General features: G+C 71.4%; 15 protein-coding genes. 7 read left to right on the top strand and 8 right to left on the bottom strand.

Going from position 1 to position 22,105, the window contains the following annotated elements; all coding sequences use genetic code 11:
* Positions 1-19 precede the first annotated feature (19 nt).
* The 4 genes from O7603_RS15840 to O7603_RS15855 all read right to left on the bottom strand — a co-directional run bounded on the left by O7603_RS15840 (position 20) and on the right by O7603_RS15855 (position 3,101).
* On the bottom strand, positions 20-421 hold the full coding sequence (locus O7603_RS15840; RefSeq protein WP_281576476.1) for a hypothetical protein: 402 nt from the start codon (positions 419-421) through the stop codon (positions 20-22).
* The gene (locus tag O7603_RS15845) at positions 418-678 is read right to left on the bottom strand and encodes a hypothetical protein (protein ID WP_281576477.1); all 261 of its coding nucleotides are present in this window, start codon (positions 676-678) and stop codon (positions 418-420) included. Before O7603_RS15845 ends, O7603_RS15840 begins: the two co-directional genes overlap by 4 nt.
* 16 nt (positions 679-694) lie before the next feature.
* Positions 695-1,348, bottom strand: a complete 654-nt coding sequence (locus O7603_RS15850) for a hypothetical protein (protein WP_281576478.1) — start codon at positions 1,346-1,348, stop codon at positions 695-697.
* Between the two features lie 925 nt (positions 1,349-2,273).
* Positions 2,274-3,101 carry a DUF2637 domain-containing protein gene (locus O7603_RS15855; RefSeq protein ID WP_281576711.1) on the bottom strand — a complete coding sequence of 276 codons (828 nt, stop codon included), beginning with the start codon at positions 3,099-3,101 and terminating at the stop codon, positions 2,274-2,276.
* Between the two features lie 1,255 nt (positions 3,102-4,356).
* Here O7603_RS15855 and O7603_RS15860 point away from each other — a divergent pair.
* Positions 4,357-5,058, top strand: coding sequence for a DUF998 domain-containing protein (locus O7603_RS15860; RefSeq protein WP_281576479.1), 702 nt, complete (start codon positions 4,357-4,359; stop codon positions 5,056-5,058).
* 320 nt (positions 5,059-5,378) lie between these two features.
* On the opposite strand, the gene O7603_RS15865 is transcribed toward O7603_RS15860, so the two are convergent.
* Positions 5,379-7,769, bottom strand: coding sequence for a pentapeptide repeat-containing protein (locus tag O7603_RS15865; protein ID WP_281576480.1), 2,391 nt, complete (start codon positions 7,767-7,769; stop codon positions 5,379-5,381).
* Positions 7,766-9,367 carry an AAA family ATPase gene (locus O7603_RS15870; RefSeq protein ID WP_281576481.1) on the bottom strand — a complete coding sequence of 534 codons (1,602 nt, stop codon included), beginning with the start codon at positions 9,365-9,367 and terminating at the stop codon, positions 7,766-7,768. The genes O7603_RS15865 and O7603_RS15870 overlap by 4 nt, the downstream gene beginning before the upstream one ends.
* 273 nt (positions 9,368-9,640) lie before the next feature.
* Here O7603_RS15870 and O7603_RS15875 point away from each other — a divergent pair, with 273 nt between their 5' ends.
* Positions 9,641-11,098 (top strand): NYN domain-containing protein, encoded by a 1,458-nt coding sequence (locus O7603_RS15875; RefSeq protein ID WP_281576482.1) that lies wholly within the window; start codon positions 9,641-9,643, stop codon positions 11,096-11,098.
* 8 nt (positions 11,099-11,106) lie between these two features.
* Positions 11,107-11,856: a hypothetical protein gene (locus O7603_RS15880; protein WP_281576483.1), complete on the top strand. Its 750-nt coding sequence runs from the start codon at positions 11,107-11,109 to the stop codon at positions 11,854-11,856.
* A gap of 436 nt (positions 11,857-12,292) precedes the next feature.
* Here O7603_RS15880 and O7603_RS15885 read toward each other — a convergent pair whose 3' ends face one another.
* Positions 12,293-13,588 (bottom strand): phosphodiester glycosidase family protein, encoded by a 1,296-nt coding sequence (locus tag O7603_RS15885; RefSeq protein WP_281576484.1) that lies wholly within the window; start codon positions 13,586-13,588, stop codon positions 12,293-12,295.
* A gap of 178 nt (positions 13,589-13,766) precedes the next feature.
* Between O7603_RS15885 and O7603_RS15890 the strand changes: the two genes are divergently transcribed.
* The 4 genes from O7603_RS15890 (at position 13,767) to O7603_RS15905 (ending at position 21,163) form a co-directional block, all read left to right on the top strand.
* Positions 13,767-15,374: an alkaline phosphatase D family protein gene (locus O7603_RS15890; protein WP_281576485.1), complete on the top strand. Its 1,608-nt coding sequence runs from the start codon at positions 13,767-13,769 to the stop codon at positions 15,372-15,374.
* Positions 15,374-17,071 carry a discoidin domain-containing protein gene (locus O7603_RS15895; RefSeq protein ID WP_281576486.1) on the top strand — a complete coding sequence of 566 codons (1,698 nt, stop codon included), beginning with the start codon at positions 15,374-15,376 and terminating at the stop codon, positions 17,069-17,071. Before O7603_RS15890 ends, O7603_RS15895 begins: the two co-directional genes overlap by 1 nt.
* Positions 17,072-17,227: 156 nt before the next feature.
* On the top strand, positions 17,228-18,268 hold the full coding sequence (locus tag O7603_RS15900; protein ID WP_281576487.1) for a glycerophosphodiester phosphodiesterase: 1,041 nt from the start codon (positions 17,228-17,230) through the stop codon (positions 18,266-18,268).
* A 237-nt stretch (positions 18,269-18,505) separates the two neighbouring features.
* Positions 18,506-21,163 (top strand): LuxR family transcriptional regulator, encoded by a 2,658-nt coding sequence (locus O7603_RS15905; protein WP_281576488.1) that lies wholly within the window; start codon positions 18,506-18,508, stop codon positions 21,161-21,163.
* Here the strand turns inward: O7603_RS15905 and O7603_RS15910 are convergent.
* Entirely contained in the window at positions 21,158-22,099 is a 942-nt protein-coding gene (locus O7603_RS15910) for a GNAT family N-acetyltransferase (protein WP_281576489.1), read from the bottom strand. The two genes, O7603_RS15905 and O7603_RS15910, sit on opposite strands and share 6 nt — an antisense overlap.
* Between the last annotated feature and the right edge of the window lie 6 nt (positions 22,100-22,105).

Here is a 22,105-nt window from a genome sequence, read left to right on the forward strand (position 1 = left end):
CTCCCCCCGGGGTCGGGTGTCAGCGGGCGTCGGTGACGACGTGGGAGCAGGCGGCGCAGGCCGAGCGGCCCTGCTCGGCGTACCAGCGGCAGCTGCGCCGGATGGCGCAGCGCGGCAGGTCGGCCTCGGTCTCGCCGGTGGTCTCCTGGTACGAGGCGGCGAGGCGTTCGCCGAGGCCGCAGTGGGAGCCCGTCCAGAAGCCGCACGAGGTGGTGACGCAGGGGCCGGCGAGGCGGAACTGCGACTCCACCGGCCGGTCCGTGCCGGCCGTGGCGAGGGCGACGTCGGCCGGCAGCTGCGGCGTGACATAGGCGACCCGACCCGCCGGAGTGATCATGCCGAGGAAGACCGTGGCGTTGGCCGCGGGCGTACTCGGGCACATCCGCTCCGGCGAGGCCGGCCGGGAGACCGTGTCGGTCACCGCTGCACCCAGAAACCGATGTCGTTGATCCTCTTGCCGAGGTCGTCGGCGAACGGGCCGTCGAGCACCCAGAGCCCGTACCACTCGGGGCGCAGCTTCAGGTTGGCGTGCCCGACGGAGAGCGGGTTGGTAAGCCTCGTGCCGGCCACGGCGAGGGCGTTCAGCCCCGCCTTCTGGATCTCACCCGCGATGAGGCTCTGCTGCTCGGTGGTCAGCTCGACGCCGTCGACCACGAACCGGAACTCGCTGCGTGCCATGTCCTACCTCCGATGATCAGTACGCTTCGGTCCGCAGCCCGCGCCGCAGACTCGCCCTGGTGAAGGCCGCCCACGCGTCGGCCCGCCGCCCGCCGACCTGGTCACGCCAGGCGCCGGCGTTGGCCGTACGCACACCCCACAGCTCACTGCAGGCGGCGACCGCGAACGCCACCTGCTCGGTCGCGCCGGTGAACCCGGCGAGCCCGTCGGTCACCCGCAGCCCGCCGCCGGCCACGACGCCGACCAGCGGGAAGTGGTGGTAGAGGCTGGCGAGGGTGGCCAGGTGCGCGGCGTCGACCCGGCCCGCGGTGAACGCCTCGACCTGTTCGTCGTCGCGGACGACCCGGATGGCGCGCAGCGTGAACGCGGCACCGGCCGAGCCGACCTCCGCGTCCACCTCCACCGGGCTGCTCCACCGTCGGGGTGAGTTGGCGGACCAGAACGCCAGCCAGTCGTCGAGCCGGTCGGCGAAGTCCGCCGCGACGCGGACCGGCCCTCCGGTGAGCCGCGCGCCCGCGACCCGGTCCCGGGTGACCAGGGGCTGCGCGGGGCGTGCGGTGGGTGGTGCGGCGTGTGCGGCGCTCGCGCCGGCGACCGTGGCCGCCGCCGAGGCCGCGGCGGCGCCCACGAGGACGCGCCGCCGGGACAGTGCAGGGATCGTGTCGGTCATCGTCCGCCTTTCCGTGACGGCCTTTGCCCCGACACGCTATCGACGGGCATTGATCGAAAGAATCACCGTTCTATCGGCACCCCGACATGAATGTCAGCGATCAACGGCGGCATGAATCCGCTCATTCTGCTGCCGTCGCGTTTCCGCCCGAGGCCGGTCGACTTCCTGCCAGAGCCGCGCAGGTACCTGCCCCGACCGCCATCGCCGCGCGTTCGGCTCGGCGCCCCGCATGCGCCTGCTCCGCTGGCCGCCGCAGACCGGCGAGCCACTCCTCGCGGTCGGCGGTGGGCGAAGTCCAGGGCCGGCACAGTACAGAGGCGGTCAGCAGGCGGGGACACGATTGCGTATGTATCGGTAATCCTCAGTGGTCCCCCTTGGAGAGAGAATCCCGTAGGGAGTAGGGCTAGGTTGATCATGCAGAGCCGATGCCACCCGGCGTGGTTTGGGCAGGCCACACACCTGACAGGACAGGCCGAGTGACTCGTGTGGGGGCTCGTTTCGAGGACACCCCCAAACGAGCCCCCCATGCCGTACCCAGCCGAGCCCCCGCACGCGCCCGGACAAGATGTGCAGGGCTGGCATAGGGGATGGCGCTTTTATGATCACTTGCTGTTTCGTTGCCGTGCGCGTCTTCCGCTGCTGGGGTGGCTGATCTTCGCGAGGGCGGTGCGGCGATGATCTGGTCGCCTGCCCGGCGCCCGTGGTCGTACCGTCCTCCCGATGGGCGGGTCGTCGCGGATGATCCGCTGGCCTTGGCTATGCCGGGTGGCCCCCCGACATGCGGGTGTCGGCTCGGCGTGGGCGGTGGGATGCGGGCGGTGTGAGGTCGGGTCAGGTGCTGTCAGACGCGGGCATTCCAACGAGAGCGCCCGTAGGGCTGACAGAGTCTGTCTGTGACCTGAGGGACCTCGCAGGCGTCGTCCCGTCACGCCGCGTCCGGCCCTGACGTAGCCGGCGGGGGCGTGGTGGTCTCGGTGCGGAGGAGGCGCACGAGCGCCGACGCGGTGGCGTTGGACAGCGGGTGCCCGTCGGTGCGTAACTGTTGGGCGAGTGCCTTGCGGGACAGCGGGACACCGTGGGCGGCCAACATGTAAGCGGCGGTCCGGGCTGCCGGTACCAGCTCGACGAGTGCCGGGCGGCCGTCCCGGACCGGCGCATCGCCGGAGCGGCGGTCCCGGACCGACGCGTCACCGGACCGGCGGTCCGCCTTCGGCGCGTCGCCGGACTGATGACCCCGGACGGGCGCACGCCTGTGAGCCGATGCGGGGACTGCGGCGGTGCGGTCCCGGACCGCGGCCGGGTCAGCGCGGACCGGCACACGCGGTCCGGGGACCGGCTCTCGGCTGCCCCGGGCCGCGGTGTGGGTAGCGGGCAGCGGTCGGGACACGATCGGGCCGGGCCGGGCCGTCCGGTCCGGTGGTGCGGCGTCGGCGCGGCCGAGGGCGATCTTCACCATCGCCAGGAAGCCGAGTGCTGGCAGCGCGGCGGCGATCCAGCCGATTACCGATGCCTGCGCCTCCACCACCTGCGCCGCGAGGGACAGGAACACTGCCACGGTCAACATGGTCGCCGGGAAGGCGATGCTCTTGCCGTGGCGTCTGTTTCGGCGCAGTTCGAGGCCGGCGGCGATCGAGGTCAGCTCGAGTACGACGGCGTCAGCCCAGGCCAGCCAGCCTGGCTGGCCGTGCGCGGCGGCCACGTCGTGAACATGGCGGAAGGAAGCGGCGCCGGCCGCGCCGCCGATTACCAGCATGATCAGTACCTGGACCTGGTTCTCTAGTCGCTCGCGCCGTGAGTGGATCTCGCCGGACAGGTTGTGGGGTCGACGCTCAGGTGTCGCCAACAGCCCACCATCCGTTTGCAGATAGTCGGTCTGGGGCCTCGATGTGCACGGTCGGGCCGGTGCGGAACGGCGGGGCAGATGCGATCGCCGTAACCTGTGGCGTCGCCGGGTTGATCTCGGGTGACGTCATGCTTGTGCTCCCTAGGTTGGCTTCCAGTGGTTGAAGGTGCGGCGACGAAGAAATCGGCGCAGACCCCGCTTGCCCGTCACCCGGGTAGGCGCGACCCAGGCGGCGGCCCCGCCGACCCCTGATAGGGCCCGTACCGGCGTGTGGGCGATTCGACTGATGAGCCGGACCTCATGCAGGGGTCGGTGGGGGCGGCAGGCTCGCCGCGAACCTGCCGCAGGAGGCGGTGGTCAGCAGCGGACACCGGGCGGACGGTCAAGCCGAGCGAGGGGTCCGGATCAGCACCGACAGCGCCACGGCGCCAGTGTGCTGGGGCGGCTCAGCTCGCCGGCAGAAGGTCCTTCATGTGGGTCCCTCCCGTCTCTCAGCGTCCCCGGTGCCGCCAGGAACAAGAGCAGGCATTCCAACTCCGGGGTGCCTGCTGGCGTTCTTTGACACGGGCGGGCCGGCGGTACGGGCAACGTCCCTCCAGTACGCCCCGGCGACACGGGTGGAGTCAACCCACAATCACCAAACAGGGCCCGCCGCCCATCAGAATACGGGCGACGGGCTCGATGAAGCTCAACAAAGGCGACGGTCACGTACTTTCGGGACGGTGGCGCCGGCGGCCAGGGTGCTGCTGGTGCGGACCTCGGTCAGGTCGGCGTCGCCGCTCGGCAGGGCGCCGCCAGCGGCCTCGGCGCGAGCCTCAGGGCAGCACCTCGCGCCACCGGCTGAGATGGGCGGTGACGGCCGCGGGCTCGCCGGCCAGCGCGACAGCGTTCGACTCGGTCACGGATTCCTCTTCCTGTCCGTCTACCGGCTACTCCGTCGAAAGCGGAACCGGCTGGCCGGACGGCTATCGACGTGAGTGACGGCGCGCCGGCCGGCATCGGCATATGGCGGTAACAACCGCCCGCGTCAACTGTGGTTGACACCCCCGCGGTGTCAATGTAGGTTGACGGCCACGATGACCGCAGACGGCCATCGGCGAACAGGGCGAAGCCTCGTCCCGTACGCCGAGCCGCAGCGGCGATCATCACTGGAAGGAGTCCGGCGATGACCACGACCACTACTCTCCTAGCCGCCGCCACACCTCCCGCCCCACGACCGGACCGGACGCGGAGACTCCTCCTCTGCGGGATCGTCGCAGGCCCGCTCTTCGTCCTGACGTTCCTGGTCGACGGCGCCACCCGCGACAGCTACGACCCGCTGCGGCATCCGGTCAGTTCCCTCGCCCTCGGCGCGCACGGCTGGACCCAGACGGTCAACTTCCTCGTGTGCGGGCTGCTCACCCTGGCCCTCGCCATCGGGCTCCGGCGGGCACTGCGGCCGGCGCACGCGACCTGGGGGCCGCTGCTCATCGGAGTCTGGGCGGTCGGCCTGCTCGTCGCAGGCGCCTTCACCACCGACCCAGTCAGCGGCTATCCGGCCGGCACCCCGGACGCGCCGACCGCGTACACCACAAGCGGCGCGCTGCACGACGGTGCCGCGCTGGTCGCGTTCCCGGCGTTGACCGTCGCGTTCTTCGTCTTCACCCGCAGGTTCGTCGGGCTACGCCGGCGTGGGTGGGCGATCTACTCGGCCCTCACCGGCCTCGCCTTCCTGGCCGGCTTCGTCCTCTCCAGCGCCGGCTTCGCCCAGACCGCCGGCCTGGTCGACCTCGCCGGGCTCTACCAGCGCCTCACCATCGTCGTCGGCCTGCTCTGGCTGACCCTGCTGGCCGGCCACCTGCGGAGCCAACATCCCACAACCACCTGACGCGGTACGGCTCGGCGGCAACGAACGGCTCCACGCGGTCAACCCGCCGCGCGACCTGCGACCTCGCTACGGCGGGCACAGGCCTTCGCCTCGGCGAACCAAACCATGAGAATGGTGCGGCCGGCGCCGGTCTTACGGAGCCGGCCGCCCCAAGGGATTGAGGTGGGGAAATGCCGCTTCCGTGGCGGCGGTCAGTGCCCGCTGCGCTAGCCGCTCCGCGAGGCTGGCCAAGGCGGCCCGAAGGTCGACCGGTCTGCGGCGTGGACGCGGTGAAAGAACCGGTTCGGGACTCGATGCCTGGCGTTGCCGGCGATGGACAATCAGTCGAAGGTCGCGGAGGTCAGGTTCTCCTGAACGACGTGCGAACATCCCTCCACCCGGCAGGTGTCCTCGAGAAGTGACCGGATAGCCGGGGTCACTCTGAGGTTCTGGGCGAAGCCGACCATGTCTGCGTAGAGCTGGCTGTGCGTGCGCTCGTACCGGCGGCGCTTGGGAATGGCGGTGAGGAAGCCGGCGCGCACCGCACCACTGAGCACGGAAGCGGGATCGACGATGCGCCGCCCCGACAGCAGACCCTTTTCGTCGAGCGAGTCCCGACGATAGTGGCCGTCCGGCCGCACGAACTTCAGGAACAGGAATCGCAGTTGAAGGGCGGTGGGGCAAGGGCCGACGAAGGGGTGCTCCCGACGCCCGTCCGCTCCGAGCAGCTTGACGAAGTCCGCGACGTCTTCGATGGCGGTTCGCGAGTCGATTTCGACGGAGACGAAGCCGGTGAGATGCCCGAAGTCGGCCTCGGCGAGGGTGGGCAGACAGGCGTCGAATCGTGTCCCGTGCAACGTCGCGTCGGACAGGTCGCAGCCGGTCATGTCACAGCTGTTGAAGCGCGTCGACTCCAGGTTCGCTCCGCGGAAGCTGACGCCGGCCAGCGACAGGCCTGCGAAGGTGAGCCCGGAAAGATCCTGGCGTTCCAGCGGAGCGTGGATCAGCAGCCGGGCGCAGTCGGGCAGCCCGAGGAGCACCTGGAGGATGTTGCGAAAGGCGTTGGGGGTCGCGGTAGCGCTGGACAGCCGGGTGAGCAGTTCCTCACCGGCGGCGAGTTCCCTGATTCGGGCGCACAGCACCCGGAGTGCGAAGGAGTCGGGCGGGAAGGGGCGACAATCCAGCAGTTGCGCGAATCGCACCGGGTTGACGGCGAAATACTGGGCGGCGCGGATTCCGATCTGGTGCTCGAAGATCACATCTTGAGCGAAGCGCACCCGCTGTCGCTCGGAGGCGGCACGGAAGACCGGTAGGCGGCAGATGGCGGCGGTGCACCGTTCGCGCTCGGGGTCGGACAGGTCCGAGGGCATCACGAACTCGGCGAGCTGGCCGATCTCATCGATCGGCACACCGCGATTGTCGTTCTCCAGCTCGGCGACCGCGACGTGACTGATGACGTCGAGCAGGTCATGCCGGGAGACCAGGTTCTCCTGCAACTGCTCCTTCTTGTACTCGCGATCCATGATCGCGTCCACGGCGTCCCGGACCAGGTCCATCTCGGAGTAATCGTTCGGTATCCCGTCGGTCTTGCCCTCGGCAACGCGCTCGGCGAGCAGCTCGGCGTAGTACGGGGTGCCGCAGAGCTTCATCAGCTGCGGCTTCGCGTCGAGGATCGAGAGAAGCTCTCGGTCCTTGTCCTGAAGGCGGATGCGCGCGAACGTCGTGATCGACTCGGGCCGCCACGGGAGCAGGCGGAACTCCTCGACGTACTCGTGGGCCACCGTGAGGAAGTCGCGCAGCGCCTGGTTGGAGCTCAGCAGCGAATCTCGGACACAGAGCAGGAGGCGCGGGGTGGTCGGGTTGTCCGGTCGGGCGACGATCTCGTGGATGTACTCGAAGAAGCCGGGGTCCTGGGCGATGACCTCGTCGAGCCCGTCCAGCAGCCAGCTCGCGAAGCCCCGCGTGAGCATCCACTGGAAGGTCGGTTGCTTGACCGGCCGCGCGACCTCGGTCTGCAGCAGGGCGTCGACCATGGGGCCCAGTGCGGGGGCACTCGCCAGGGCAGCATAGTCGGGCAGGAGTGGCAGCGGACGGTACGCCCGCCGTAGCTGCTTCTTGGCCTTCTGGAAGTTCGTGTACAGCGTCGCGAACAGCGACTCGAACAGGACGCTCTTGCCGTAGCCCGCCGGCGCGGTCACCAGCACGATAGGGCGGTCCCAGTCGCCGGGGCTGTCGAAGCGGCGAGCGAGCTCGGTCAGGAGGTCACTGCCCACCACCCCGGTTCCCACCGCCTCGAAGGGTTGGGGTGTGCGTCTGAGCGCCTCCACCTCTCCGTCGCGGCGTAGCTGCTGCGCGGCGGTTCCCGCCAAGGCCGACACGGCTGTGTCGTCCCATTTGAATCGCGCGTCGAAGAACTGGATCGGAACCCGGATGTCGACGTTGTACTCGTGCTTGGCGAGTCTCCGGAAATCCGTCGACAGCCCCTGGGTGGACTCGACCAGCAGAAACTTCGCGCCGGGAGTGCGCGCTTCCTCCGCGAAGCGTTGCAGGAGGGTGGCCTCGCGGCGATGCAGTTCGTCGGCGTCCGGGGCGGCCGGGCACCACACCGTCATGTGCTCGCTGTTGTCCGCGTATGCCGCCCGCCTCGCCCGGACAACTTCACCCCGCGACTCTCCGGGAACCGACCAGCCTTCCGACTCGAGGAAAGTCACAGCCTCGTCATACAGCGTCATGAACCATCCTCCATCAGGAATCGAAAGGGCTGCCAGCGGTCCGGCCGGCCAACAACGTGGAGGTAGGCGCAGGCGCGGCTGACCGCGATGTAGCTGGTCGTCCAGTCCTCCTCGCCGTCGTCCGCGTAGACCACGGCCGGCGCCTCACAGCCGTGGAACTGCCGCACCGTGCAGACAGCCAGCTCGTCGCCGCGAAGCCCACTCGTCGTCCGCACGCCCCGCTCCGCCAGCGTCCGGCGGATCGCGGCATGGTGCGCCCGTGTCGACGTCACCACCACGAGCTGGGAGGCCGGCAGATCCTTCAGGATCGCGAGGACGGCGTCCGCGCACGCCGACGGGAGGTCCGTGGCGCCCCCGCTGAACCGCGGCGCCCGCCCGGCCGGACCGGTGACGGGCGTGTGCGCTCCCGAGATTCGCGCGACGAGCTTCGCGATCGGCAGGACGTTGCGGCAGTTCTCGGTCAACCAGAACTCGTTGTACGAGCCGTCGGGGCGTGGGCGCCAGGTTCCGGAGGAGTCGCGCTGGTACGGGTCGGCGAACAGCACCACCGAACCGTCGGGACGGACGAGTTCGCGTAGCGCGTCCAGGAGATCCTCGTCATGGCTCTGCGCCTCGTCGACGATGAGGCAGTCCAGCGGCTTGCCGTACGCCTCGGCGAGGCCCAGCACGGTGACCCACAGCTGCTCACCCTCGTAGTCGCGCAGCCGATCGGCGCCGTAGAGGTCGCACAGCACGTCCTCCGGGTCACCGGAACTCACACCTTCCACCCGCAACCGACGGCGGATCTCCAGGCGCAGGTTGCGCTGCTGCCCGATCACCGCGACCCGCAGCCCTCTGGCGGCCAACTCGCGCGCCCGCTCCTGCGCGAGGACCGTCTTGCCCGTGCCGGCCGCGCCGAGGACCAGTGACGCCCGCTTCCTGGAGGTCCCTTCCAGCACCTCCAGTTGGCGGCTGGTCAGGCGGATCTGGCGCTGGGTCAGGCGTGCGAGGTCGTCGAAGGCCAGATCGACGTCGTACCGGAGGGTGCGAGCGACGACCGCGGTCGGCGCGAGCGCCGCGAGGGCCTTCTCGAAGTCCGCCTGGCTGGCCCACCCATGCTGGTCCCAGTGGGCCATGACGCGTTCCACGAGCACCGGCGCGTGCTCCAACGCCGCCGCGGTCAGCACGATCGTGTCCGGCGCGTGAGGGCCGAGATTGCCCGAGGGCCGGCCGTCGGCGAAGACGACGCAGTGCCCGGCCGGGACGTGCCGGATGCCGGCGGTATCGCGCAGCCACCCTGCCAGGGCGTACTTGTTCCGAACGGCCTGATCGAACGGTTCGACGTTCAGTGGCACGTCGCCGCCGCGGCGCTGCGCGAACCACTGCCGGCCCGCGACCCGGTAGAGCCCGTCCTTGACCTCCATGATCAGCAGGCCACGTCCGGGGTGCAGCAGGACGAAGTCCGCTTCTCCCATCCGCCACCTCGGCTGGCCGGGGTCGAAGTACGAGAGGCTGTGCAGCACGAACCACGAGTCGTTGAGCGACCGGAGCTTGTCGAAGACGATCCGTTCCCCGCGAGTGGCGTTCGCTCGCAGATGCTTCGGATAGAAGCGCGCCAAGTCCGCCTCCCCAACACGGGTTGTTCGACGACTGTGGTGACGACGCAAGAGTCCACATTGTCTGCTCGCTCGAGGCCTGTCCGCTCTCCACCGGACTTGTGGACTTCCTTGGACGATCGGTCATCTGGATGTCACGCACAGCGAACCGATCGCCCCCGCCCGCTCGCACAAGTGACGGACATCGTGGCCGAACGGATGACGAAGCAGCGTGGGGACACGGAGGCAGAATTCGGAAATCAATCGCGCCTCGATGAGTTCACGGAGGACCCGCAGATGGCCGTCGGGAACAAAGGTGTCCTGCTTGTCGACTGGGACAACCTGGCCGGCGCGATCATCGGCCGCGGCCACGTTGTGGAGCGGGGCATCGTCGATGCCCTCTGGAGCGACGCGACAACCCGGTGCGGCGGCCACCTTCAGTACAAGCACATGGCGGCGGCGAAGTTCGACCGGAGCATCTCGACGGCGATGACGGAGCACCTCATCGACGACGAGGTGGTGGGCAGCACCAAGGAGCAGGCCGACATCCATCTGACCGTGCTGGCGATGGACTACCTCTACCAGGACTGCGGCCAGTTCGTCCTGGTCACCGGCGACCAGGACTTCATCCCGCTGATCCGGCGCCTGCTGCGCGACGGTTGCCGGGTCACGGTCGTGTACGGCGACAAGGACCGGCTCTCCCCCCAGTTCCGCGGCATTCTCACCCTGCCCGGGCTCGACTCCATCTGCATCGACGACATCTACACCCTGAAGAAGCCTCCACCGGTCACCTGCCGAGCGCTGCTCGGCCTGCTCGAGCTGCAGCGTCGCGGCATCATCCTGGGCGGCAAGGAGCAGGCCGACCGCACCGCGACCCTGGCCCGCTGGGCCATCCTCGAGAACGAAGACGAGAGTCAGTACTGGGCGCTCATCGAGTCCCTCGGTCACAAGGTGGTCCGTACCGACGCCGCGGTCCGGGCCAAGGAGCAGTTCCTTCCACGCAACGCCACCCGCACCTACCTCGACGTCGGCTCCGGCCGGTTCGGCGACATCGTCGCCATCGACTACCTGGTCCGACGGCTCGCCGCACGACCCAAGGGCCTGACGGTCACGGAGCTGCGCGCCGGCCCCCTTCAGGCGGACAACGGTGCCCGGCTGCTGCGGGTGCTCGACGCGCTGACCGCCGTGCAGCTCGTTCGCAAGGGCGCGGACGACACGTACGCGGTGACCGTGAACGACCTCGGCCTCGGGTACCTGGAACCGTTGTGGCGGGTCCATGCCGGCCTGACCATGGAGTGCTTCCGGACGCAGAGCCGGACCATCCCGTTCCGGCGCCTTCCCGGACTGCTCAGCGCGACCGGTGTCGGGCAGGGGCCGGAGAAGTTCGCCGCCGGCCTGATCAACCGGGTCATGAAGTACGCCAGCGCGGCAGGCGTCGTGGACGCCGTGGCGGTCGGCGGCGCCCGCCACGCGCTGCCCACGAACTCACCGTTCGCCCGTCCGATCGAGGACGCCTATCACGAGCTCTACCGCGCCTTCGTCGGGCGGGCTCCGAGCCCGATCCCGGAGAGCGAGATCCTCGAGTTCATGGCGGTCAAGGATCGGACGCGGGCAGAGCCGGTGTTCGGTTACGACCCGCGTGACCGGCACCGGATCCTGCGCATCCTGGCACAGTCCCGGGCCATCACCTGGCGGAGCGAGAAGGTCACGATCCCCCAGACGCGATGGGGCGACGCCGGTTCGTCCTTCGCCTAGGAGCTCCCGTGCCGCGCTGGACGAGGAGCCTGCTGCGTGGCGCCGGCAGGTACGGGCTGGCGCTCGCCGGGCTGGTGGCGGTAGTCGCCGCCGGCACCGCCTTGGTGGTGGCCTTCACCTGGCAGAACGAGCGGGCGGCCGCGGTCGCCGGCTCGTTCGCCGCCATCGCGTCCACCATCGGTGTGCTGGCCGCGATCTACTTCTCCCGGCAGGCGTTGTCCCGGACGGACCGGCAACTCGCGGAAACACACCGATCCCTGGTGCTGAGCAGGTATCCGCTCCTGCTGCCGATCCACGAGTCAGTGGCGTTCCCGGACTCCGGCGGGATGCTGGCGCAGCATCCACCGGCCCAGGAGCGCTTCGCGCTGACCTCCACGCCCGCCCCGGCGTACGCGTTCATCGCGATCGCGAAGGACAGGTTCCTCGTGCCGGTGGAGAATGTCGGTGAGGGGCCGGCGCTGCGCATTCGAGGGACGTTGTGGTGTTCGGACGGACGCTACGGCCCGGTGGCCGGTGTGCCGGCCCTGGGGGTGGGCCGGACCGGCGTGATGGCGGCCATGATCCGGGCCGACGGACGACCGCTGCCGGAGGCGCTCCGTTCGGTGACGGCGCAGGACGCCGGGCCGAACATCGCCTACTGGCTTGATCTCGAGTATGTCGACGTCTTCGCGAACCCTCGTCGGACAACGGCGCTCTTCGACCCGCGAGGGCTCGGCGCCTGGCACTACGTGGAGGGGCACGAGCCGGGGACGCTCTGACCGCACCCGGACGCGATCACGCGAAGGCCGCCGGAGCGGCGGGAAAAGTGAAAGCCCCAGCGCGAAGGCTGGGGCCGGGTATTGAGACGGATCGGACGATGACTACGTTTCAGCTCATCATCGCCAGCCACCATCTCCCCTATGAGTAGAGGCTACGGACACGCTCTGCGAGCGTCAACTCGGCTACCCGTCCGTGTCTGCGCTCCGATCGGCTCACGGCGAGCCGCGACCTGACGACGCCGCCAGTGCATCCGGCCATGAGTAGCTGGCCCCGGGGTTCGCGGCCGCTTCCGAACCCGGCTGCCGCCTGCCCCGGCGGTCCCGCCACCGTACGAGCCGGGTGCGGGCCGCTGGCACACGCCACCGGCCCGCACCCACCCTTCGGTCAACCGGCGCGCTCCCGCACCCGGTCGTGACCAGCCGTCAGCGGCGGGGGTCAGTTCCCGTTGCGGTACCGGCCGGCCACGTAGACGAGCGCGTCGCCGACGGCCCGCTCGGCTCCGCTCGGGTGGTTCACCAGGGCGCCGCCGACGGCCATCGTGGTGGAGCCGCCGCCGTCGAGGTTCACCGCGTTGTGCAGGCCCAGCGCCTGGGCGACGGCGGCCGTCTCGGCCATGGTGGTGCCGACGCTGGTGGTCTGCCGGCCGTCGATGGTGGCCAGCACGATCTTCCCGTCCCGGGTGGTGCCGGCGATGGTCCGGGGGTTGCGGGCGAAGAAGCTGTCACCGGGGGCGCCGGCGGGCACGACGATCTGGCCGTCGGCGGTCAGCCGGTAGCGGCCGTTCACACCGAACAGGCCGGGGCGCACGGCGAACTTCTCGCCGTCCGGGTCGACGAGGGTCGAGGTGCGCTGCAGGCAGCCGCGCGAGGCCACCGCCAGCAGGGCGGCGGTCTCCTGGCCGGTGGCCTGCAGCGAGGTCTGGCCGGCCGCCAGCGCGGTGCCGCGGGTGGTCGAGGTACGCACCACGCAGCCGAGCCGGTTGAGCACGACCTCGACGCCGGCGCCGGACGGGGTGGCCGCCGCGAACTCGGGCGTGAACTGCGTGACGTCGCCGGGGACGGTGCACTGCGTCTGGTCGGCGAGGGCGGCGCACGCGGCCGGGACGACCGGCGGGTGGTTGATGAACTCCAGCGGCAGGGTGGCCCCGGTCTGCCGGTTCCGTACGCTGCCCGACCAGCTCAGCTTCCCGGCGGTGGCCCGGTTGGTGTTGGCGTCGACGAGGAAGTTGACCTCGGCCGGGTCGGCGGTGGGCTCGCTGAGCAGCTTCCCGCCGAACAGGCCCAGCCCCACCGGGTCGCCCGGGTACTGCTGGCTGGCGGTGAAGGTAAAGAAGGAGGCGTTGACGCCGGCCAGGGCGCCGGAGGCGCGGACCAGGTCGGTGGTCTTCTCGACCTGGCTGAGGTCCGGGCCGTACGTCGCCTTCAGGTGACCCCGCGCGCGGCGCGGGTCGATGGTCAGCACGTTGACCACCCACGGGCCCCGCGTGGTGGTGTTGATCTGGTCGGCCGGCGCCGGCTCGGTGCCCCGCACGATGCGGGTCAGGGAGACGCCGGCGGCCAGGGTGCTGCTGGTGCGGACCTCGGTCAGGTCGGCGTCGCCGATCGGCAGGGTGCCGGCGGCGGCCTCGGCGCGGGCCCCGGGAGCGACGCCGAGGGCGACCGCGGCCAGGGCGGCGGCGGCGAGCGCGCCGGCGCGGCGGAAGCCGGACAGGCCAGGCTGGGAAACAGTCATGCCCGTCACCCTCTCGGCGCCACAGAACGAGCATCTGACGTCGAGTCGAATTGTGGCGTAAGGAACGGCTTAAGTGACCGTCCACCTCGGCGTGAGGGGTCAGCAACCTCCCGCTGGTCGAATCCGATCTTGACGTGGCGACGAACCCGATCCTCGCCGCGACAAGTGAAGGGTCCGCATGGAGATGGACGAGTTGGAGTCGGCGAGCCCGGCGAAGCTGGCGGCCACCCGCCGGCGATTTCTCACCCTCACCGGCGCCGCCGCCGCGTTGGCGTTCGCCACGCGGCTGCCGGGCTCGGAGAGCGCGTCGGCGCACGGGTCGTCGCCGGCCGACTACCCGTTCACGCTGGGCGTGGCCTCGGGTGACCCGTTGCCCGACGCGGTGGTGATCTGGACGCGCCTGGCGCCGAAGCCGCTTGAGCGGTTCAGCGGCATGTCGTACCGGTCGGTGCAGGTCGACTGGGAGGTGGCGGACAACGAGCGCTTCCACCGGCCGGTGCGCCGGGGCACCGCGCTGGCCCGCCCCGAGTACGGGCACTCCGTCCACGTCGACGTGCGCGGGTTGAAGCCCGGCCGGCACTACTACTACCGCTTCCGGGTCGGCCGGCACGAGAGCCCGGTCGGGCGGACGAAGACCGCGCCCGACCCGAGGCTGCAGACCTCCGCGATGGCGTTCGCGTTCGTGTCCTGCCAGCGCTGGGACGACGGCTTCTTCACCGCCTACCGGCACCTGGCCGCCGAGGACCTCGACCTCGTCGTGCACCTCGGTGACTACATCTACGAGTACGGGATCCCGGCCGACGGCAAGGTGCGGGCCACGGCCGTGCCCGAGCCGTACCAGAGCGAGATCGACACGCTGGACCGCTACCGCATGCAGTACGCGCTCTACAAGACGGACCCGGACCTGCAGGCGGCGCATGCCGCGTTCCCGTTCGCCGTGACGTGGGACGACCACGAGGTCGAGAACAACTACGCCGACGACATCCCGGAGAACAGCGTCGCGCCCGCCGACTTCCTGATCCGCCGGGCCAACGGCTACCGCGCGTACTGGGAGAACATGCCGCTGCGCCCGCTGCAGCAGCCGTACGGCCCGGACATGCGGCTGTACCGCCGGCTGACCTACGGCAACCTCGCCGAGTTCAACGTGCTGGACACCCGGCAGTACCGCTCGGACCAGCCGTGCGGCGGCGGGATGCACGACGACTGCGACGAGCGGTTCGACCCGTCCCGCACGTTCCTCGGCACCGAGCAGGAGCGGTGGCTGCTCGACGGCCTCGGCAACTCCCGCGCCCGCTGGAACGTCCTGGCGCAGCAGGTGGTGATGGCCCAGCTCGACTTCAACCGGCAGGCGCCGGTGAACATCAGCACGGACAGCTGGGACGGCTACGTGGCGCCCCGGGAGCGACTGCTCACCGGCATCCGTGACCGTCAGGTCAGCAACCCGGTGGTGCTCACCGGCGACGTGCACCGCAACTACGCCTTCGACCTCAAGGAAGACTTCACCAACCCGGACTCGACGACGCTCGGCGCCGAGTTCGTCGGCACGTCCGTCACCTCCGGCGGCAACGGCCAGGACCTGCCCAGCAACGGCGCCAACCTGCTGGCGGCCAACCCGCACCTGCGGATGGTGAACAACGAGCGCGGCTACGTCCGGTGCACCCTGACGCCGCAGCAGTGGCGGGCCGACTACCGCGTGGTCCCGTACGTGACCACCCCCGGCGCCCCGGTCTCCACCCGGGCCAGCTTCGTCCTCACCGACGGCAACCCGCGGATGGAGGCCCTGTGATGACCGCCCCGGACAAGAGGAGCTTCGCCGTGCGGATCCTGCCCCGCCGCTTCCGTGGACCGGCCGCGAGCCGGATCGCCTTCGTCGCGGTGGCGGTCCTGGCGCTCGCCGGCAGCACCGGCATCGCCATCGCGTCGTCGACCGGCGATCACGGCCACGGCAGGCGGGTCGAGCTCTCCAGCGATGTGGAGCGCCTCGACATCCTGCGCTGCGTCGGCTACGAGCCGGTGCAGCTGACCATCGAGAACCCGTCGACGGTGCCGACGTACACCGACGTGTTCGTGAAGGCGCAACCGCCGCTGCGGGTCTCCCGCGACGGGGTCTCCACCTACCTGCCCGCCGGGTACCGGATGACCGTGCCGCTGAAGGTGTCGGTGCCGCCGGACATCAAGCCCGGCGACTACAAGCTGGACTACGAGACCGGCGACTCGGCGGCGAAGCGGCACCGGGTCACCGTGCGGGTCTCCGCGCCGGCGGACCGGCAGTGCGTGCCGGGCCAGCGGATGGTCGCGACGGCGACGAACGGGCAGGCCAACTACGGGCCGGAGAAGGCCATCGACGGCGACCCGGCCACCTTCTGGCACTCCACGTTCAGCCCGCCGCAGCCGCTGCCCCAGTCGATCACCCTGGACCTCGGCGGCGTCTACGACCTCACCGAGCTGCGCTACCGGCCCCGCGCCGACGGCAACCTCACCGGCAACATCACCGGCTACACGATCGCCGCCAGCACCGACGGCACGCAGTTCACGCCGGTGACCAGCGGGGTGTGGGCGAACGACGCCACCCAGAAGGCGGCCCGGTTCACCGCTCGCGGGGTCCGGGCCCTGCGCCTGGAGGCCACCGCCGGGCACAACAACCTCGCCGCCGTGGCCGAACTCGTCCAGCTCGGTGTGCCGGTCGACGTGCCGGTGGCCACCGCCACCGGCCTCGACGCCCCGGCCACGATGGCCGCCGGCACCGCGACGCCGGTCAAGGTCACCGTCCGCAACTGGACCGCGCAGCCGGTCGACGCCACCGCCTCGGTGGACGTGCCGGCCGGCTGGACCGCCACCGCCCCGGCCCGGGCGACGGTGCCGCCGAACGGCCAGGTGGCCGTCCCGGTGACGGTCACCCCGCCCGCCGGTCTGCCGGCCGCCGGCCCCGCCCCCGCGGTCACGCTCACCGCGGCGGCGACCACGACGAAGGGCCGTACGGACGGCCGGCCGACGGCCACCACCTGGGTGACGCCGAACCCGGGCGGCGCCACGTTCGCGCTGGACAGCGGTGTCGAGACCAGCCCGGTGCTCGACGGCTGGACGCGGCTCGCACCCTCGGACAGCTGGCGGGACGGGGCCGCCGCCGGCTGGGTCGGTACGCCCCCGGAGTCCCGGGACCGGGGCACGCTGGATCCGCTGCGCAGCGACTTCACGCTCGCCCGGGGACGGACCGGCACGCTGCGCGTCGCGGTTCCGGCCGGCGTGCACGACCTCGCGCTGCTGCGCGGTGACGCCACCGGCACCTCGGGAGCGACGGTGGTGCAGGCGGACGGGCAGACCCTGGTGCCCGCCGGCGGCAACCTCGCCGCGGGCGAGTTCGCCTGGGAACGGTTCACCCTCGACGGCGGCGCGACCGGCCGGACGGTCGACCTTGTGATCAGCAACGACGCCGGAAACTACTGGCGCCTCTGCGCGCTGATCATGGTGCCGCGCGTCGGCTGACCGTCCCGCCGCACCGGTGCGGCCAGCTCTGTGGACGTTCGCAGAGCTGGCCGCATTCGTCGATGTCCTTCTTTACGGGGGCGTTAACCGGCATTTAGTCTGCGCATCACCAGTCCCGGACCCGGGAGTTTCCCCGGCCTCACGAGGGTGCGACGCATGACCTCCGGAAGATTCAGGCGCATCGCCGCCGCCACGACGGCCGCGCTGGCCGTGCTGGCCCTCGCCGTCGCCCCCGCCAGCCCGGCCCAGGCCGGCGGCAAACCGCGACCCGGTCACTCCCAGAACCCCTGGCTGAAGGCGCGGGTCCTGCACATCGCGCACCAGGGCGGCGAGAGCGAGGCGCCGTCGAACACCATGTACGCGTACCGGCGCGCGGTCGACCGCGGCGCCGACATGCTGGAGCTGGACGTGCACTCCACCGCCGACGACGTGCTCGTGGCGATCCACGACGCGTCCGTCGACCGCACCACCAACGGCACCGGCCTGATCCGGGACAAGACGTACCGCGAGGTACGCAAGCTGGACGCGGCCTACCACTTCGTGCCGGGCCAGAACGCGGTGCCCGGGCTGCCCCCGGCGTCGTACCCGCTGCGCGGAATCCGGACCTACGACCGGAAGGCGCCTCGGGGCTACCAGGCCAGCGACTTCGCGATCCCGTCGCTGCGCCAGGTGCTCACCAGGTTCCGCAACGTGCCGATCACCATCGAGATCAAGGGCACCACCGACGCGGACACCGAGTCGTTCCTGCACAACGCGCGGCTGCTCGCCACCGAGCTGAAGCAGACCCACCGGACCCGGAACATCATCGTGACCTCGTTCAACGACCTCGCCGTCGCCGAGTTCCACCGGCTCGCGCCGGAGGTCGCGCTGGCGCCGGGCATGACGGGGCTGACCAACTACTTCCTCGCCGGCGTACGCCCGATCGACGGCACGGTCGCCCTCCAGGTGCCGGTGACGTTCCAGGGCCTGCCGGTCGCCACCCCGGAGTTCATCGCCCGCGCGCACGCCGACGGGTACGCCGTCCACGTCTGGTTCAGCGGCACCGCCCCGGAGGACGAGCCGACCTACAACCGGCTCATCGACGCCTGCGCGGACGGGCTGATGTCGTCGTTCCCGACCCTGCTGGAGCGGATCCTCCGCCAGCGTCACATCGCCCGCCCCGGCACCCCCGGCATCGACCCCTGCGCCACCCGCTAGCCCCAACGCTGGTCCCGGTACCGGCTGACCGGGCTGGTGCGGCTCTACGCGGCCGAGCGGCTGGCCGGGGGCGAGCCGACGGTGCCCCCGGCCGAGTCGGCCCAGGGCCCCGTCCCGGCCTTCGCCGACGCTGAGCTAGGTTCGTGGTTCGAGTCCTTGGGGCAACTGACCTGCGGCTGCGCGGCGTCGCTTTGTCTCCGGACGGCATCCCCGGGACCGGCGACGACGGGGGACGTGGTGCAGGGCCGGGCAGCGGAGTGCGAACGCATCGACCGGATGCTGGGCGACGCCCGTGCGGGCGCGAGCAGCGTCCTGCTGATCCACGGCGATGCGGGAATCGGCAAGACCGCGCTGCTCGACCACGCCGCCGCGCGCGCGTCCGGGATGCGGGTGCTGCGGATCGAGGGACTGGAGTCGGAGACCGAACTCGCCTTCGCCGGCCTGCACCAGTTGTTCCTGCCGGTCATGGACCTCGTCGACCGGTTGCCCGGGCCCCAGGCCGCGACCCTGCGTGCCGTCTTCGGACTCACTGACGACACGGTGCGCGACCGGTTCATCATCGGCCTGGCCGTGCTCAGCATGCTGTCCGAGGCTGCCGGCGAGGGGACGCTGCTCTGCCTGGTGGACGACGTGCAGTGGCTCGACCGGGCCTCGGTGGACGCGCTGACGTTCGCCGCCCGCCGGCTGCAGGTCGAGGGTGTGGTGATGATGTTCGCCGCCCGGGACGCTGACGGCCTGGCCGGGTTCAAGGGGCTTTCGGTACTGCACCTCGCAGGGCTCGACCAGGAGTCGGCCTCCGCGCTGGTTCCGGACCTGCCGCCGTACGTTCAGGAGAGGATCATGAAAGAGGCGCAGGGCAACCCGCTCGCGCTCCGGGAACTCTCCGCCGCTCTGACCCCGGCGCAGCGCGCCGGTCAGCTGAGCCCGTTGGCGCTGTCCCCACCGTCGAACAGGGTCCAGGGCGCCTTCCTGGACCAGATCCACCGGCTCCCTGAAGCCACCCGGGCGACGCTGCTCGTGGCCGCTGCGGACGACACCGGAACGCTGGCACTGGTGCTGCGAGCCGCGGACGCGACGGTCGGGGACCTGGTGCCCGCGGAGCGCGCCGGCCTCGTCGTGCTGACCGGCGACACGCTGCGCTTCCGGCACCCGCTGATCAGGTACGCGGCCTATCAGGCCAGCCCGTTCGCCGGTCGGGTCGCCGCGCACCGGGCCCTAGCGCAGGTGCTGGTCGCGCCCGAGCACGCGCATCGGCGGGCCTGGCAGCTGGCCGCCGCGGCGACCGGGCCGGACGAGCGGGTCGCCGACGAGTTGGAGCGGGTCGCGGTCTGGGCCGGCGGTAGGCAGGCGTTGGCGTCGGCTTCTGCGGCGTACGAGCGGGCGGCCCAGCTTACGGCCGAGCCGGAGACCCGGGCCCGTCGATTCATCGCCGCGGCACAGGCGGCCGCCGACGCGGGGCAGGACGATCGGGGCGGCCGGCTCGTGGCCAGGGTCGAGGTGCCTTCGCACGACCCCGGCATGGCCGCGGACCTCGCCCGGGTGCGGGCGGTGGTGGAGCTGGGGTACGGCAGACCGGATGCCGCGGGCCGGATGCTCCTCGACTGCGCCGACACGATCGGCGCCGTCCGGCCGGACAAACTCCCGGCGCTGCTGGTGGACGCCCTGCATGCCGCGTTCTCCGCGGGCGATGCCGAGCTGATCGCGGCGATCGGGGCGCGGTCCCCGGCCGAGGCGGTGCTGGCCGTGCCCACCCGCCTGCTCGCCGACGACGTGCCCGGGGCCCTGCGCGCGCTGCGGACACTGGTGGCGCAGCGTGCTCGACCCAGCACCGGGTTCATGGACCGGCTGATGACCGGGATCTACTGCCACCTGGTCGCTGACGACGTGGCCGCGCACGAGATCGCCGTCGAGGCGGTCGAGCGCTGCCGGGACAGCGGCATGGGTGGATGGCTGCCCACCGCGCTGCACCTGCTCGCCCGGGTGGAGCTGACGCTCGGCCGCCACGATGCGGCGTACGCGCACGCCGCCGAGGGACTTCGGCTGGCCGAGGGCTACGACCTGGCACACCGGGCCGCGTACCTGCGTGCCGTGCTGGCGACGGTGGCCGCCGTGCGGGGCGCGGAGGAGCAGGTTCGGCACCTGGCGTGCGACGCCATGGAGTACACGCGGCCGCGCGGCATCGGCCATGGTACGGCGGACGCGCTGTGGGCGTGGGGTCTGCTCGACCTCGGCCTCGGGCGCGCGGACGCGGCGCTGGAGCGGTTCGAGGCGGCCCGGGAAGCTTCGGGTCATCGTCGGCTCGCCGTGGTCCTGCTGCCCGATCTCGTCGAAGCGGCCGTGCGTGCCGGTAGGCCCGAGCGCGCCGCGGAACCGGTGCGTCTGCTCGACGAGTGGGCGACCGCGATCGGTCGCCCGGCACTCGCCGCGCTGGCCCGTCGTAGCCGGGCCCTGACCATGGCCGACGGCCAGGCGGAGGAGCATTTCGCGGCGGCCGTGCGGTGGCATCGCGGGGGCAGCGGCTTCGACCTGGCCCGCACTGAGCTGCTGTACGGGGAGTGGCTGCGCCGCGCGCGACGGAAACTCGAAGCGCGCGGCCACCTGCGTACGGCACTCGACGCCTTCGCGGCGCTCGGCGCCGAGCCGTGGGCCCGCCGGGCCGCGGCCGAGCTGCGGGCCAGCGGCGAGGTGGCGGAACCGTCCGTCAGCGGACCGATCAGCCGACTCAGCCCGCAGGAACGCGAGGTCGTCCGGCTGGCCGCCGACGGCGCGACGAACCGGGAGATCGCCGCGCGGCTGTTCCTGAGCCCACGGACCGTGGGGCACCACCTCTACCGGGCGTTTCCCAAGCTGGGAGTCACCTCCCGCACCGAGCTGGCCACGCTGCTCGCCTCATGACTCCGGTGCCGAGTAGCGCAGCCGGATCTGCGCGGTGCGGTACCCCGCCCGGGCGAACGCTGCGGCCATCGGCACGTTCGTGGTGTCGGTGGTGGCCGTGACCAGCTCGGCACCCTGCTCGGCGTGGAATCGGGTGATCTCGGCGAGCACGTCGTCGATGTAGCCACGCCCCCGCAGCTCGGGGACGACGCCCAGATAGCCGACGTTGCGGTTGTACGGCGTCGCGGACGGGATCGCCAGCCCGGCGAGCGTCCCATCGCTGGTGTGGGCCAGCCGCCACCATGCCCGATCGCCCGGGCAGCTCAGGTAGAAGTCCATTTCCTCCCGGGCGGTGGTCTCCGGGCCCTTGACCGCCAGGTTCCGGCGGGTTTGGCCGTCCAGGCTGCCCTCCGCGATCCGCTGGAACACGTGAAGGAACTCCTCGTCGGATGCCTCGGTGAAGACGAGCCTGCCCCGGGAATCGGGCATACCGACTGCCGGTGTCCACTCCAGCTGCAGCCGCTCCACCTCCGCGGTGAGCCCGGCCGCCAGCGCGGCGCTCCGCCGCCAGGCCACGGCCGCCGAGACAGACGGCTCGTCGCGCCAACCGTTGGGCAGCGTCAGGTTGTACAGCGGCGGCTTCGGCGCGCCTTGGGCGGCGAAGGCCCGCAGCCCCGCGGTCAGCAAGGCGGCCGCGACGGCCGCACGGTCGGTGACCGACGCCGCCAGGTGCAGGCAGTCCAGGGCGATGGGGTGCGCGCTGGACGCCTGCCCCCACCACAGGGCGCGGCCCACCACCCGCTGGTCGTGCTCGGCGATCCAGGTCCACTCGGGGCGGTACATCCCCTGGCCCAGCTCGTTCAGGTAGCGGTCGGCGTCGATCGAGCCGACTGGGTCGTCGACGGGGAAGCCGGTGACCTGGTTGAGATCGGCCCCGGTGATGGCTCGGAACAGCATCGGCAC

The organism is Micromonospora sp. WMMD812, assembly GCF_027497215.1.
Lineage (GTDB): Bacteria > Actinomycetota > Actinomycetes > Mycobacteriales > Micromonosporaceae > Micromonospora.